Raw genomic sequence first — 12,823 nt, forward strand, 5'->3', positions numbered from 1 at the left:
ATGACCGAGACACGCACCTTCAGTGAGCGGGAGCCGATCCGTGTGTTCCTGCTCGACGACCACGAGGTCGTACGTCGCGGGCTGGCAGACCTCCTCGACGCGGAACCGGACATCTCCGTGGTGGGCGAGGCGGGCACCGCCGAGCATGCACTGATCCGGGCCCCCGCGCTGCGCCCGCATGTCGCCGTTCTCGACGTACGTCTGCCCGACGGGGACGGCATCTCGGTCTGCCGGGAACTGCGGGACCGGATGCCGGAAACGGCATGCCTGATGCTGACTTCGTTCGACGACGAGGACGCGCTGCTGGACGCCATCATGGCCGGTGCCTCCGGATACGTCCTCAAACAGATCAAGGGGTCGGACCTGGTGACGGCGGTCCGCACCGTGGCCTCGGGGCAGTCCCTGCTGGACCCCGCGACGACGGCCCGGCTCATGCGATCCCTGCGCACCGACCCCGCCCCGGCCCCGCCCCTGCCGCCAGAGATCGCCGGCCTGTCCCCCCGCGAGCGGGACATCCTGACGCTGATCGGAGACGGCCTCACCAATCGCGAGATCGGCAGGAAGCTGTATCTGTCGGAGAAGACCGTCAAGAACCACATCTCACGTCTGCTGGCCAAGCTGGGGGTGCAGCGCCGGGTCCAGGCCGCGGTCCTGGCGACCCACCTGGACCAGCACGAATCCGACTCGCATGCGCACGAGGCACATCAGTGAAGGGGCGGGCGCTCAGGCGGCGGTCAGCAGGTTCTTCACCTCGACGACGTCGTCGATCCCCTCGACCTCGGCCACCAGCCTAGCCATGGTCGCCGAGGGGATCCGCCCGCTCAGCTCCACCGTGCCGTCGTGCACGGTCACCTCCACACCCTCCCGGTCGGCCGGTGGACAGTAGGCGCCGATCATGGCCCGCACCTGCGCATGGATGGCCGCATCGTCCCTGATCAGCGCCTGAAGCAGGGCATCACGGCGCACGACGCCCACCAGCCGCCCCCGGCGATCGGTGACCGGCATGCGCTTCAGCCGGGACAGCGCGGCGAGCCAGGCTGCCTCGGCGACCGTCGTGTCTGGCAGTACAGTGATCGCGGGGCTCGTCATCAGGTCCGCGGCCGTCTCACCACGGCTCTTCCCATGCATCCGACGCTCGCGCAGCATGCCTATGCGTCCGGGACGGTGACCGGAGGCCTCGAAGGCGACCTTCGCCAGCAGATCGGACTCCGAGACGACGCCGACCACGTGGTCGTCGGCGTCCACCACCGGCAGCGCGCCCACCTGCTCACGTGCCAGGGAACGGGCGATCTCGCGATACGGCAGGTCTTCGTGAACGTGGACGGAAGGCACGTCCATCACGTCCCGGATCAGCAGCGGCCCGGGCTCGGTGGGAGATGAAGGACTCGGCGGTACCGCCGGCGGCCGCCCCTCGGCATCCGCCAGCTTCGCCGCGGCCTCCGACTGCTTGGCCGCGGCCGTGGCCAGGGCTCCCAGGTAGCGCAGCATCATGTCCTGTCGTGCGGCCTCATCGGGCCTCCAGGAGCGGGAGGGCACGTTCCGTCGGGCCTCGGCCTCTGCCCGGGAGTTCTCGTGCGCGTTCACGGCGGCCTCCTGACTCCGTCCCATCGGCTACCGTCCCAGTCTTGCGTCCTCCCTGGCCATGCCAAGAGCCGAACGGCCCTGCTGAAACGGCGTGACGGCCCTATGCGGTGCGGGGTGGACGAGGAACGGTGAGACTGGAGGAGCAGTCGACCGGCAGGAGGCCGCCGATGAGTCTGCGGGACTTCCTGGAACGGTTCCGTCCGGCGGGTACGCCGGGCGCGTCCGCCACCGGCGTGCCCGTCGACCGTACGGCAGAGCGCGAGGCGGAACTCGCCCCGGCACTGGCGCAGTTGACAGGTGCTCAGCAGCGAACGGCGGACGTGAGGGTTGCTGCGGAGAACGCGGCGCAGACGCTTCGGCAGAAGGCCGCTGGAGAAGCGGAGCGCCTTGTGGCGGCCGCGCGAGAGCAGGCTCCCGAGGTCCGCCGGCAAGCCGCGGAACCCATCGTCCAGCAGGCCCGGCGGGAGGCCGAGGCCTTGCGCACCGAAGGGAACCGCACGGCATCGGCGCTCCGTGAGCGGGCCATGGAACGCATGCCCCACCTGGTGGACATCGCGGTGGCGGATGCCCTGCGGCTGGCGGACGGGGCGCGAGGAGAGCCATGACCGCCGGGTGGGTTGCCGGAACCGTGCGGGCCAAGGCCCTGGCCGGCCGGCACCCGGGGGCCGCCGGTGCGCGGGAGATCGCGCGCGGCCCCACCCTGGACGACGCGCTGCAGCGCCTGGCCACGACGCCGTACGCACGACACGCGCGGACGGCCGTGGGGCTGCCCGAGGTGCAGCGGGCGGTGGCCGACACCCTGCTGTGGCATCTTCGGGTACTGGCCGGATGGCTGCCGCGAGGCGGGGCCCGCATGCTCGTTCCGCTCGCCGCCGGCTTCGAGATCTCCAACGTCATCTCCCGCCTGCCCGCACCGGACGGCCACCCGGCTGCTGTGACACCGGCGCCCTACCGCCTGGGCGCGTTGGAGACCGCTTGGCGCAGCCTGGAACGTGCGGGCACACCCGCGGAACTACGGGTGGCCCTCACCGCCTCGCCATGGGGCGATCCGGGCGCGGACACTCCGTGGGCCCTGGTCACGAGCATGCGGATGGCAGCCGCGCGGCGGACCGCCGCCGCCGTTCCGCCCGCTCGCCGGTGGGCGCGGGGACGCGCGGTACTGCTGGCGGCGCGCGAACTCTTCGTACACCGGCGCTCTCTTCCGGAGCCCGCGCGACGGGACGCGGCCCGGCTGCTGGGCGCGGGAGCTCCGGTCGCCGCCTCGTACCAGGAGTTCCGCGAGGGTCTGCCCTCGGCGGCCCGCTGGGTCCTGGCGGATGCCGACGAGCCGGCCGCGCTGTGGCGGGCCGAGGTCCGCTGGTGGCGGACGGTGCAAGCCGACGGCGCGGCGATGCTGCGGGAGGGCGGGTGCGGGCCCCGAGTGGTGGTCGGCGCGGTCGCGGTGCTGTCCGTGGACGCCTGGCGGGTTCGGGCGGCCCTGGAGTCGGCGGCGCGCGGAGGACGCCCTGGGGAGGTGTTCGATGCCCTGGTCTGAGGCGATGACACCGGTGCGGATGTGCCGTGTGGCGGTGGTCGTGCCGGAGGCGGCCCTGCGAGGCGCGTTGGTGCGGATCGCCGAGGAGGGCTGCGTCGAGCTGGACCGTGCCGAGGAGGCCGCGCCGGGTGCGGCGGCAGTGCGTCTGCAGCGCCTGCGTGGGACGACGGCGGCCGCGCCCCAGAACGCCTCGTCGGTCGCCCTGGCCGCCGGCGCCCCCGACCTCGACCGGCTCGAACGACGCGGCGATCTCGCCCTGCTGGCCGGGGAGGCTCAGCTGGAGGAGCGGGCGGAGAGCGCCGTTCGGCGTGGGGAGGTGGCCGCGCTGGCCGGGTGGTGCCCGGCCGCCGAGGTGCCCCGCGTCGCCGGCCGGCTGTCCGCGGCGGGCGGGGCGCTGCTGCCGCTGCCGTCCCCGCGGGGAACCGATCCTCCGACCTTCCTGCGGTCTGGCCGCGCCGCGTCCTTCACCCCTCTGGTGACGACGTACGGCACACCCGCCTACGCCGATCTCGACCCCTCGTGGCCGGCGGGCCTCACCTATGTCGCGATGTTCGGGATCATGTTCGGTGACGTCGGCCACGGGGCGCTGCTCGTGATGGGTGCGATCGCCTTGCGGTTCGGACAGCCGCGGCGATGGGCTCGACTCCGCCCGTTGTGGCCGTTCCTCGCGGGCGCCGGCGTCGCGTCCATGCTCGCGGGCGCCGCGTACGGCGAGTTCTTCGGGCCGACCGGACTGCTCCCCGTGCTGTGGCTGGACCCACTCGAAGACCCCGCGCGTCTGCTGGCCGCGGCCGTCGTCCTCGGAGCCGGTCTGCTGGCCCTCGCGCACGCCGCCGGCGCGCTGAACCGGGTGCGCGAGGGGGGCTGGGGCGCGGGGTTGTACGGGGCGTCCGGCTGCGCTGGGCTGCTGTTCTACCTGGGCCTGGCACTGACCGTTGCCGGCCTGCTCCTCCACATGCGGTCGGCGGCGCTCGTGGGAGCCGTGATGGGCCTGGCCGGGCTGGCGCTGGTAGCGCTCGGGCTGTTCCGTGCCACGGCGGGCGGGGGCGCGGGAGTCGCCGAGACGCTGGTGCGGCTGTTCGACGTCGTCGTGCGTACGGGCACCAACACCCTGTCTTTCGCCCGGCTGGCGGCGTTCGGTCTCACCCATGCCGCGCTCGCCGATCTGGTGTGGCGCGGCACCACGGCTCTGGCAGGACGTGGCATCGCTGGAGTCGCGGGCGCGGCCCTGCTGTTCGGCGTGGGCACGACCGTCTCCTTCGCCCTGGAGGCTCTGGTGGCCGGCGTGCAGGCCCTGCGGCTGGAGTTCTACGAACTCTTCTCCCGGCTCTTCGAAACGGAGGGCCGCCCGTTCCGTCCCTGGCACGTTCCCCCGGCGGAGCCTGCCGATCCCGCTGCGAAGGTGATCCCATGCTCGCCTGGCTGATCGTCCTGCCGGTCCTGGCCGCGGTACTCGGCGCCGTCCGGCTGCTGCGGCGTCGCCGGACCAGGCACGCCTTCCGCTGGCTCCTGGGCACGAATCTCGCCCTGCTGGTGGGGGCCGTGGTCGTCCTCGCCACGGCCCTGACGGGCTCCGCCCAGGCCTCGGCCCAGGCCGCTGCCCCCGGCGGCGTCAACGGATCCGCCTTGATCGGGGCGGCCATCGCGGTGGCCGGCGCGTCGATAGGCGCCGCGATAGCCGTCGCCTACACCGGCGCCGCCGCGCTGGCCGCGTTGAGTGAACGACCGGAGATGTTCGGCCGGGCCATGGTGATCGTCGGACTGGCGGAGGGCATCGCCGTGTACGGGCTGGTGGTCGCGATCCTGCTGATCGGAAAGGCTTGACGATGGGCACCGTCGCCGCCATCGGCGCCCGGATCGACGTGTGCGGGCTGGCACTCGCCGGCGTCGAGGTCCTCGTGGCGGAGGAGCCGGAGGCTGTACGCGCGGCCTGGCGGGCCTTGCCGGACACGGTCGGCCTGGTGATCCTCACGGCCGAGGCCGCCGAGGTGCTGGACAGCGCGGCGACGGCGCCGGACCCCACCTGGCCCCTGACGGTGGTGATGCCTCCATGACCGCACCCGTCGGGGCACTGGAACCCGTACGCGCCGAGTTGCTGCGCGCGGCGCAGGCCGCGGCCGACACCGTACTGGACCGTGCGCGTGCCGGGGCCGAGGAAACCCTGCGCACGGCGCGCGCCACGGCGGAGGCAGTGCTCGACCGGGCCAGGGAGCTCGGCGAGGCCGACGGTGCCGCCGAGGCCGACCGGGAGCGGGTGCGGGCGGCACAGGACGCGTGGACGACGGAACTCACGGCTCGCGCCGAGGTCTACGCAGCGCTCAGGGCCGCGATCCATGAGGGTGTGCGGCGCGCACTGGCGAAGGGCGCGGTTCCACCCTCGCGCCTCGCGGAGGCGGCACGGACCGAGTTGGGTCCGGATGCGCGGGTCACGGCCGCGCCCGGAGGCGGGGTGACGGCCGAGGTGCCCGGCCGCCGGCTCGACCTGTCGGCGGACGCCCTCGCCGACGGCGCACTGGAACGGCTGGGTGTCCGGGTCGAGTCGCTCTGGGGACCGCCGTGACCGCCGTCGATGGTCAGGCGTCGGATGCGCCCGAAGCACGGCCGGTCCCGCACGTCACCACCGGCGCCCCGGCACCCGGCCGGGCGGACAGGCCGCACGTTCTCCGCGTCGCCGGGCCCCTCGTGGAGATCACCTGCCCTCCCACGACGGCCATGCACGACCTGGTCGCGCTCGGCGCGGACCGGCTGCCGGGTGAGGTCGTCGCCATCCACGGCGACACGGCCACCGTCCAGGCCTACGAGTACACCGGGGGGCTCGCCCCCGGCCATCCCGCGGAGCCCCAGGGGCGACCGTTGTCGGTGCGGCTGGCCCCGGATCTCCTCGGCGGTGTGTACGACGGTCTGCTGCGGCCCCTGGCCGGCACCGGTGACCTCCTCACGACCAGCGGGTCGCCGAGCGTCGAACGGGATCTCGCCGAGCGGCCGTTCTCGCCGTCGGTGTCGAAAGGTGCGTCGGTCGAGCCCGGCGACGTCCTCGGAGAGATCGGCGCGAGTCTTCCGCTGCGGCTTCTGGTGCCGCCGGACCGGTCCGGCACGGTGACACGGATCGCGAGGGCGGGCGAGTACTCCGCGGCGGACGTGCTCGCCGTGGTGGGCGGACACGAGGTGCGCATGAGGCAGTCGTGGCCGGTGCGCAAGCCACGACCGGTGACAGGCCGGCTGCCGACGGACGTGCCCTTGAACACCGGACAGCGCGCCGTGGACCTGCTCTTCCCTGTGGCGCGCGGCAGCACGGTGGCAGTCCCTGGTGGTTTCGGCACCGGCAAGACCATGCTGCTCCAGCAGATCGCCAAGTGGTGTGACGCGGATGTGATCGTCTACGTCGGCTGCGGCGAGCGCGGCAACGAGATGGCGGACGTCATCGAGGAGTTGGAGGAACTGGTCGACCCGCGGACCGGGGGCCGGCTGGCGGAGCGGACGGTGACGATCGCGAACACCTCCAACATGCCGATGATGGCCCGCGAGGCCAGTGTGCACACGGGCGCGACGGTCGCGGAGTACTTCCGGGACATGGGTCTTGCCGTGGTACTCATCGCCGACTCGACGTCCCGCTGGGCGGAGGCACTGCGCGAGTTCGCCTCCCGTATGGGCGAACTACCCGCCGAGGAGGGCTATCCGGCGGGGCTTGCCTCCCAACTGGCCGCGTTCTACGAGCGGGCGGCTCCCGTGCGCACGCTCGGCGGCGCGTCCGGATCCGTCACCGTGATCGGCGCGGTGTCCCCGCCGGGCGGCGACCGCACCGAGCCCGTCACCGCGCACACCGAGCGGTTCGTGCGGTGCCTGTGGAGCCTGGACCGCGAACTCGCCTACGCTCGCCACTATCCGGCGGTTTCGTGGTCGGAGTCCTTCTCACGGGACGCCGCCGCACTGGCCGCCGCGCATGCGCGGTCCGGTGACCCCGAGTGGGCCGAGCGGCGCGGCCGCGTGGCGGCCCAGCTGGCGGAGGCCGACCGGCTGGCGGACCTCGTCGAGCTGGTCGGCATCACCGCTCTGCCACCCCGCGAGCGGATCAGCGTGCTCGCCGGCCGGCTGCTGCGTGAGGCCGTGATCCAGCAGAACGCGCTCTCCCCCGCGGACGCCTTCAGCACGCCCGAGAAGACGGCCTCACTGGTGGACGCCGTGCTGGCCGTCATCGACCGGTGTCTGGAGCTGGTGGATTCCGGTACCCAGGCGGACGCGGTCGAAGCGGTCGACTTCACCCCTCTCCTGCGGGCGCGGGAGGTGGCGGGTCCCGCGGAGACCCCTCCGGTGACGGCGGCGCGCGACCTCGTGCTGGCCCGGCTCGAGGAGGCGGCGTGAGCGGCACCGCCGGCATCGAGTACACGGGCGTGCGGGAACTGCGCGGCCCGCTGGTGGTCGTCGAAGGGGTCGGCGGGGTGGGCTGGGACGAGTTCGCCACGATCGTCCTGGACTCCGGTGAACGACGCCACGGCCTGGTTCTCGAGGTGGACCACGACGTCGCGGTGGTACAGGTGCTGGAGGACACGGCCGGCATGAACCGTTCCGGCACCCGTGTCGCCTTCTCGGGTGCGCCGTTGCGGATCCCGGTGGGTGGCGGGTGGCTGGGGCGGGTGTGCAACGGCCGGGGAGAGCCCGCGGACGGCGGACCGCCGGTGCTCGGTGGGACGTACGCGGCGGTCGGCGGCGCGCCGATCAACCCGGTACGCCGGGAACCACCCGATGAGCCGGTGCTCACCGGCGTGGGCGCCGTGGACGTGCTGACCACGCTGGTGCGGGGCCAGAAGCTGCCGGTGTTCTCGACGGCCGGACTGCCGCACCTGGAACTGGCCGTGCAGATCGCGGCCCAGGCGACCTGCGGAGGTGAGCCGTTCGCCGTCGTCTTCGCCGGGATGGGGCTCACCCACGCCGACACTGCGTTCGTCCGTGACGGGCTCGCCGCGCGTTCCGCCGCACGGGAACTGGTCCTGTTCCTCAACACCGCCGACGATCCGGTGATCGAACGGCTGCTCACCCCACGTCTGGCGCTGACCGTCGCCGAACAGCTGGCCTTCGCAGAGGGACGACACGTGCTGGTGGTGATGACGGACATGACCGCCTACGCCGAAGCGCTGCGCGAAGTGTCCGCGGCACGCGGAGAGATACCGGCCCGGCGCGCCTACCCCGGCTACCTCTACAGCGACCTCGCCTCCCTCTACGAACGCTGCGGCCGGATCCGGGGCCGACCGGGATCGGTCACCATCGTTCCGGTGCTCACCATGCCCGCGGGCGACATCACCCACCCCGTCCCCGACCTCACCGGGTACATCACGGAAGGCCAGATCGTGCTGTCGGCCGACGTCCAGGCCACCGGCGTCTATCCGCCCGTGGATCCGCTCTCCTCGCTCTCGCGTCTCATGCGCAAGGGAACAGGACCCGGACGGACCCGGCCCGACCATCCGGCCGTCGCCGCGCAGCTGATCGCCGCCCTGGCCCGGTCCCGGCAGGTGGCGGAACTCGCCGACCTCATAGGCCGTTCCGCGCTCAGCCCCACCGATCTGCGCCACCTGGAACTGGAGGACGCCTTCCGGCTCCGGTTCCTCGCGCAACGCCACGACGAGAACAGGCCGTTGAGGGAGTCTCTGGACCGTGCCTGGGAGGTGCTGCTCACCTTGCCACGCAGCCAGCTCGGTATGCTCCCGGCCGACCTGCTCGACGTCCATGCTCCGCCCCGGGGTGAGGAACCGCGATGAGCCCCCGGCGGCGCCGGACTCCGGCTGGAAGAGCCGGGCGCCTGCGGCTGCGCCGCAATCTCGCCACAGCGGTGCGCGGGGCCGACCTGCTGGAACGCAAACTCCGGCTCCTGCTCGACCGCGAGCAGACGGCACGGCGGGCGGCCGAGGACGCGGACCGGGTGTGGCGGGGAAGACTGGCCGAAGCGGACACCTGGCTGCTCCGAGGGGTGCTGCTGGGCGGCGGACACGCGCTGGTCGAAGCCGCGCCGGCGAACCGGGCGCGCGTCGACGTCCAGTGGGCCGCGCTCATGGGCGTACGCCATCCCGCAGCAGTGGAGTGGAAGGCCCCCGTACGCTCCCCCACGGAGCTCACACCACCCAACACGGCGCTCGCGCACGCCGAGACGGCATACCGTGCCGCGGTCGGGGCCGCGGCGGACCTCGCCGCCCACAGAACGGCCGCCGACCTGCTGGCCGCCGAAGCCGGACGGACGCGACAGCGGGTTCGCGCCCTGCGACGGCACTGGATCCCTCGCTTGGAGGACGAACTCGCGGCGCTTGAGCTGGCGTTGGAAGAGGTGGAACACGAAGAAGCAGTACGCCGCCGCTGGGCCGCCGACCGCGCCGACCAGTGACACGCTACGAACCGGACGCGGTACGGCGGGCCCGAGCGAGGCCCGCCGTACCGCGCCGGCCCCTTTCAGCTGCCACGCTGGATCTCCACGTGCTTCGCCTCCGCCTTCTCGGTGCCCAGGCCCACGCTGATGGTGAGAATGCCGTCGGTGTAGTCGGCCTTGACGTCGTCGTCATCGGCGCCGGGCGGCAGTGACACGCTGCGGCTCATCGCGCCGTACCGGATCTCACTGTGGTTCTTGGCGATCTCCTTCTCGGTGCGTTCGGCCTGGACCGTCAGCACACCGTCGGTGATGAAGACGTCGATGTCCTCGGGCGCCATACCTGGAAGCTCCGCCCGCATCACATAGCGGCCGTCCTGCGTGTAGTCCTCGATCCGGACCGTGTACAGGTCACCCATCGTGGGCATCGCGAACCGGGCCGGAAGGTTCTCGAACCAGTCCGGCATCTCCGGGAACGCGAACCTCTGCTTGCGTATCGGTGTGGTCATCGCCGTATCTCCTCGGCTGTCCGGGCCTCCTCGGCTGTCCGGACGCCTCCAGTCCAGCGCGCGGAAACACGGGCCGCTGAGGCCGAACAGCCCACACACCCGAGCCCTGTGGTCCATTTCGTGCCGTGCGGTCGCGGTCAGACTGAGTCCAGGGGACGCACGAGACTCGGCGGCGATCACCATGTCCGACGTCAGCACCACAGACCTCTACGAAGTGACCATGGCCATGTCCTACCTCCAGGAGGACATGTGGTCCCCGGCGACCTTCAGTCTCTTCGTCCGCGATCTTCCGCCCGGCCGGGGCTTCCTGGTCGCCGCGGGCCTGGAGTCCGCCCTGGACTTCCTGGCCGGGTTCCGCGTGGAGCGCGAAGACGTCGAAGTGTTCGCGGAGGCCCTGCACCGCCCTGCCGGAGATCTCGAACCACTCCTCGGGCTCGCCTTCGAGGGCGAGGTGCGCGCGGTTCCGGAGGGGCACGTGGTGTTCGCCGGTGAGCCGCTGCTGGAGGTCACCGCGCCGTTGCCGCAGGCACAGCTCGTGGAGACGTACCTGCTGAACCAGCTCTGTCATCAGACGGTGGTGGCGTCCAAGGCGGCGCGCTGTGTCCTGGCCGCCGCGGGCAGGCCGGTCGTCGACTTCTCGCTGCGCCGCACGCACGGCCCCTGGGCGGGGCTGCAGGCCGCCCGGCTGGGCGCAATGGTGGGCTACGCAGGCACCAGCAACGTCGCCGCGGCCACCTCCCTCGGTATTCCTGCCTCGGGCACCATGGCCCACTCCTACGTCGAGGCGTTCCCCGGTGAGGAGGAGGCGTTCCGCGCCTTCGCGCGCTGTCACCCCGGTCCCGTCACCTTCCTCGTCGACACCTACGACACCGAGGAGGGTGTGCGCATCGCCTCCCGCGTCCTGGACGACCTCCGTCGCGGTCCTGGTTGTGCGATCCGCCTGGACAGCGGCGACCTCGACGCACTCTCGCGGAGGGCACGCGCCCTACTGGACACCACGGGGTTGAGCGACGTGCAGATCGTGGCGAGCGGAGGACTCGACGAGTACGCCGTCGACCGGCTGGTGCGCGCCGATGCCCCGATCGACGTGTACGCCGTGGGCACGAAGGTGGGCGTCGCCGCGGACGCCCCGTACCTGGACGCCGCGTACAAACTCGTCGAGTACGACGACCGCCCCGTCATGAAGCTGTCCTCGGCGAAGGTCACGGCCCCGGGCCGCAAGCAGGTCTTCCGTCGCCCCGGACAGCCCGACCTCATCGCCCTGGCGGCCGAGACACCGCCGGACTCCGCGGAACCGTTGCTGCGCGGGGTCATGCGTGGTGGGCGCCGGACGTGGTCGCCGGACCACTGGCAGGACGCCCGTCGGCGATTCCGCGAGGACATCGCCGGTCTGCCCGGATCAGCACGCAGGATCGGGAACCCCGAGCCGGTCCGGCCCGAACGGTCCGAACGTCTCGAACGGCTGACGGCCTCGGTGCGGGCCGACATCGAAGCCCGCCTGTGCCCGAGCCGTCGAACGGAGAGGGCGGTCCCCCGCGCCGCGCCGCTCTCGGCCTCCCCACACCGACCAGCAGCCGTTGCGGCGGAGGGTCGGCAGGCCCCGCGCGGGGACCAATGGCCCCTGGCAGGCCCACGCCACCGGAGCCTTCCATGAAGTAGGCGACGGCACCCCTTCCGCGCCACCGCAGGGAGGAGGCGAGGGCCATGTCCACCCCCGCTCCAGCGAAGAAGGACGACCGGGCCGTGAGCATCGGCCCCGAGGCGACCGGCGCCTCCATGCGAGCACGCGTGGGCGACGAGATCGTCGTACGCGGGACCACGGCCGGCGTGGTCGCACGGGACGGCGAGATCGTCGGCCTCCATCATCCCGACGGCAGTCCGCCCTACGACGTGCGCTGGGCCGAGGACGGACGGTTGACCCTGTACTTCCCGGGTCCCGATGCCTACGTCCGGCACCTGGTGACAGGAGACGGCCATGCCCGGTGACCGCCGACCGGTCGTGGTGGGCGTGGATCCTGATCCGGCCCATCGAATGGCCCTGGCCTGGGCGGCGGACGAAGCCGCCCGCCGTCGGCTGCCGTTGCGTGCCGTGCACGTCGAGGGTGTACCCACCCGGGGCTACCGGGGGCAGCTCCCGCCGTCGTGGGAGGAATGGAACGAAACGCTGCACAAGGCCGGGCGGCAGGTGCTGGACGAGGCCACGGACTTCGTGGCGGCCCGGCACCCGCAGCTCGACATCGAGGCGCTGCTCGCGGAGGGCGACACGGTGTGGGTTCTGCGGGAGGAGAGTCGAGACGCAACCGCCGTCGTGCTGGGTTCGCGGCATCTGAGCCGGAAGCAGGAGGTTTTCGGCTCCGCGTCCGTCGCCCTGCCCCTCATGGCCCATACGCACTGTCCCCTGGTGGTCGTCCCCGAGCCGGAGCACGTCACCCAGGAACCCGCTTATTTCGTCGTCGGCGTCGACGGCAGCGAACACTCCGCAGCCGCGGTCGACGTGGCGTTCGAGGCGGCGGCCCTGCGCGGCGCCGAGCTGCGGGCCCTGCTCGTCTGGGAGCCCGGGCGGCTGCGCATCTTCGACGAGTCGGAGCCGCAGCAGGAGTCCCGGCGCCTGCTCTCCGAGACCGTGGCGGGCCGCCACGCCCGCTACCCCGAGGTCGACCTGCGACACGAAGTGCTCCTGGGACATCCCGTCCAAGTGCTCGCCGACGCCTCCGCGCACGCGCTGGGCCTGGTGGTGGGCACCCGCGGCCGTGGAGGCTTCGCCGGCATGCTGCTCGGCTCGGTCAGCCAAGGCGTGCTGCACCACGCGAGTTGCCCTGTCATCGCGGTCCCTGTACGAGGGTGAGCCAC

At 72.6% G+C, this 12,823-nt stretch carries 15 protein-coding genes; 13 read left to right on the forward strand and 2 right to left on the reverse strand.

The genetic code is table 11. From position 1 onward, the window contains the following. On the forward strand, positions 1-711 hold the full coding sequence (locus ACZ7FF_RS05355) for a response regulator (RefSeq protein ID WP_470809702.1): 711 nt from the start codon (positions 1-3) through the stop codon (positions 709-711). A 12-nt stretch (positions 712-723) separates the two neighbouring features. Here the strand turns inward: ACZ7FF_RS05355 and ACZ7FF_RS05360 are convergent, their stop codons facing one another. Next, entirely contained in the window at positions 724-1,584 is an 861-nt protein-coding gene (locus ACZ7FF_RS05360) for a CBS domain-containing protein (RefSeq protein WP_470809704.1), read from the reverse strand. A 167-nt stretch (positions 1,585-1,751) separates the two neighbouring features. Between ACZ7FF_RS05360 and ACZ7FF_RS05365 the strand changes: the two genes are divergently transcribed. The 9 genes from ACZ7FF_RS05365 to ACZ7FF_RS05405 are packed head-to-tail and all read left to right on the forward strand — an operon-like array spanning position 1,752 to position 9,485. After that, positions 1,752-2,189, forward strand: coding sequence for a hypothetical protein (locus ACZ7FF_RS05365; protein WP_470809705.1), 438 nt, complete (start codon positions 1,752-1,754; stop codon positions 2,187-2,189). Then, a complete protein-coding gene (locus ACZ7FF_RS05370) occupies positions 2,186-3,118 on the forward strand; it encodes a hypothetical protein (protein ID WP_470809707.1) in 933 nt (310 codons plus the stop codon). Before ACZ7FF_RS05365 ends, ACZ7FF_RS05370 begins: the two co-directional genes overlap by 4 nt. Further along, the gene (locus ACZ7FF_RS05375; protein WP_470809709.1) at positions 3,105-4,544 is read left to right on the forward strand and encodes a V-type ATPase 116kDa subunit family protein; all 1,440 of its coding nucleotides are present in this window, start codon (positions 3,105-3,107) and stop codon (positions 4,542-4,544) included. Before ACZ7FF_RS05370 ends, ACZ7FF_RS05375 begins: the two co-directional genes overlap by 14 nt. Further along, positions 4,529-4,942: an ATP synthase subunit C gene (locus ACZ7FF_RS05380; protein WP_470809711.1), complete on the forward strand. Its 414-nt coding sequence runs from the start codon at positions 4,529-4,531 to the stop codon at positions 4,940-4,942. The genes ACZ7FF_RS05375 and ACZ7FF_RS05380 overlap by 16 nt, the downstream gene beginning before the upstream one ends. A gap of 2 nt (positions 4,943-4,944) precedes the next feature. Continuing rightward, positions 4,945-5,172: a hypothetical protein gene (locus ACZ7FF_RS05385; RefSeq protein ID WP_470809712.1), complete on the forward strand. Its 228-nt coding sequence runs from the start codon at positions 4,945-4,947 to the stop codon at positions 5,170-5,172. Further along, on the forward strand, positions 5,169-5,678 hold the full coding sequence (locus ACZ7FF_RS05390) for a hypothetical protein (protein WP_470809714.1): 510 nt from the start codon (positions 5,169-5,171) through the stop codon (positions 5,676-5,678). The genes ACZ7FF_RS05385 and ACZ7FF_RS05390 overlap by 4 nt, the downstream gene beginning before the upstream one ends. Then, the gene (locus ACZ7FF_RS05395; protein WP_470809715.1) at positions 5,675-7,477 is read left to right on the forward strand and encodes a V-type ATP synthase subunit A; all 1,803 of its coding nucleotides are present in this window, start codon (positions 5,675-5,677) and stop codon (positions 7,475-7,477) included. Before ACZ7FF_RS05390 ends, ACZ7FF_RS05395 begins: the two co-directional genes overlap by 4 nt. Next, on the forward strand, positions 7,474-8,868 hold the full coding sequence (locus ACZ7FF_RS05400; protein ID WP_470809717.1) for a V-type ATP synthase subunit B: 1,395 nt from the start codon (positions 7,474-7,476) through the stop codon (positions 8,866-8,868). Before ACZ7FF_RS05395 ends, ACZ7FF_RS05400 begins: the two co-directional genes overlap by 4 nt. Then, entirely contained in the window at positions 8,865-9,485 is a 621-nt protein-coding gene (locus ACZ7FF_RS05405; RefSeq protein WP_470809718.1) for a V-type ATP synthase subunit D, read from the forward strand. Before ACZ7FF_RS05400 ends, ACZ7FF_RS05405 begins: the two co-directional genes overlap by 4 nt. A gap of 65 nt (positions 9,486-9,550) precedes the next feature. Here the strand turns inward: ACZ7FF_RS05405 and ACZ7FF_RS05410 are convergent, their stop codons facing one another. Next, entirely contained in the window at positions 9,551-9,973 is a 423-nt protein-coding gene (locus ACZ7FF_RS05410) for an Hsp20/alpha crystallin family protein (RefSeq protein WP_470809720.1), read from the reverse strand. Between the two features lie 181 nt (positions 9,974-10,154). On the opposite strand from ACZ7FF_RS05410, the gene ACZ7FF_RS05415 reads away from it, so the two are divergent. From ACZ7FF_RS05415 to ACZ7FF_RS05425, 3 genes are read left to right on the forward strand one after another with little or no spacing between them, the layout of a single operon-like run. Beyond that, positions 10,155-11,627: a nicotinate phosphoribosyltransferase gene (locus tag ACZ7FF_RS05415; RefSeq protein WP_470809721.1), complete on the forward strand. Its 1,473-nt coding sequence runs from the start codon at positions 10,155-10,157 to the stop codon at positions 11,625-11,627. A 50-nt stretch (positions 11,628-11,677) separates the two neighbouring features. Continuing rightward, positions 11,678-11,959: a DUF1918 domain-containing protein gene (locus tag ACZ7FF_RS05420; protein WP_470809723.1), complete on the forward strand. Its 282-nt coding sequence runs from the start codon at positions 11,678-11,680 to the stop codon at positions 11,957-11,959. Next, positions 11,949-12,818, forward strand: coding sequence for a universal stress protein (locus tag ACZ7FF_RS05425; protein WP_470809724.1), 870 nt, complete (start codon positions 11,949-11,951; stop codon positions 12,816-12,818). Before ACZ7FF_RS05420 ends, ACZ7FF_RS05425 begins: the two co-directional genes overlap by 11 nt. Positions 12,819-12,823 lie beyond the last annotated feature (5 nt).

This window comes from Streptomyces sp. NPDC037126, assembly GCF_055605965.1.

What these genes read in the sequence shown, in the direction of transcription:
- ACZ7FF_RS05355 (WP_470809702.1), top strand. Translation starts at nt 1, where the DNA reads ATGACCGAGACACGCACCTTCAGTGAGCGGGAGCCGATCCGTGTGTTC.
- ACZ7FF_RS05365 (WP_470809705.1), top strand. Translation starts at nt 1,752, where the DNA reads ATGAGTCTGCGGGACTTCCTGGAACGGTTCCGTCCGGCGGGTACGCCG.
- ACZ7FF_RS05370 (WP_470809707.1), top strand. Translation starts at nt 2,186, where the DNA reads ATGACCGCCGGGTGGGTTGCCGGAACCGTGCGGGCCAAGGCCCTGGCC.
- ACZ7FF_RS05375 (WP_470809709.1), top strand. Translation starts at nt 3,105, where the DNA reads ATGCCCTGGTCTGAGGCGATGACACCGGTGCGGATGTGCCGTGTGGCG.
- ACZ7FF_RS05380 (WP_470809711.1), top strand. Translation starts at nt 4,529, where the DNA reads ATGCTCGCCTGGCTGATCGTCCTGCCGGTCCTGGCCGCGGTACTCGGC.
- ACZ7FF_RS05385 (WP_470809712.1), top strand. Translation starts at nt 4,945, where the DNA reads ATGGGCACCGTCGCCGCCATCGGCGCCCGGATCGACGTGTGCGGGCTG.
- ACZ7FF_RS05390 (WP_470809714.1), top strand. Translation starts at nt 5,169, where the DNA reads ATGACCGCACCCGTCGGGGCACTGGAACCCGTACGCGCCGAGTTGCTG.
- ACZ7FF_RS05405 (WP_470809718.1), top strand. Translation starts at nt 8,865, where the DNA reads ATGAGCCCCCGGCGGCGCCGGACTCCGGCTGGAAGAGCCGGGCGCCTG.
- ACZ7FF_RS05410 (WP_470809720.1), bottom strand. Translation starts at nt 9,973, where the DNA reads ATGACCACACCGATACGCAAGCAGAGGTTCGCGTTCCCGGAGATGCCG.
- ACZ7FF_RS05415 (WP_470809721.1), top strand. Translation starts at nt 10,155, where the DNA reads ATGTCCGACGTCAGCACCACAGACCTCTACGAAGTGACCATGGCCATG.
- ACZ7FF_RS05420 (WP_470809723.1), top strand. Translation starts at nt 11,678, where the DNA reads ATGTCCACCCCCGCTCCAGCGAAGAAGGACGACCGGGCCGTGAGCATC.
- ACZ7FF_RS05425 (WP_470809724.1), top strand. Translation starts at nt 11,949, where the DNA reads ATGCCCGGTGACCGCCGACCGGTCGTGGTGGGCGTGGATCCTGATCCG.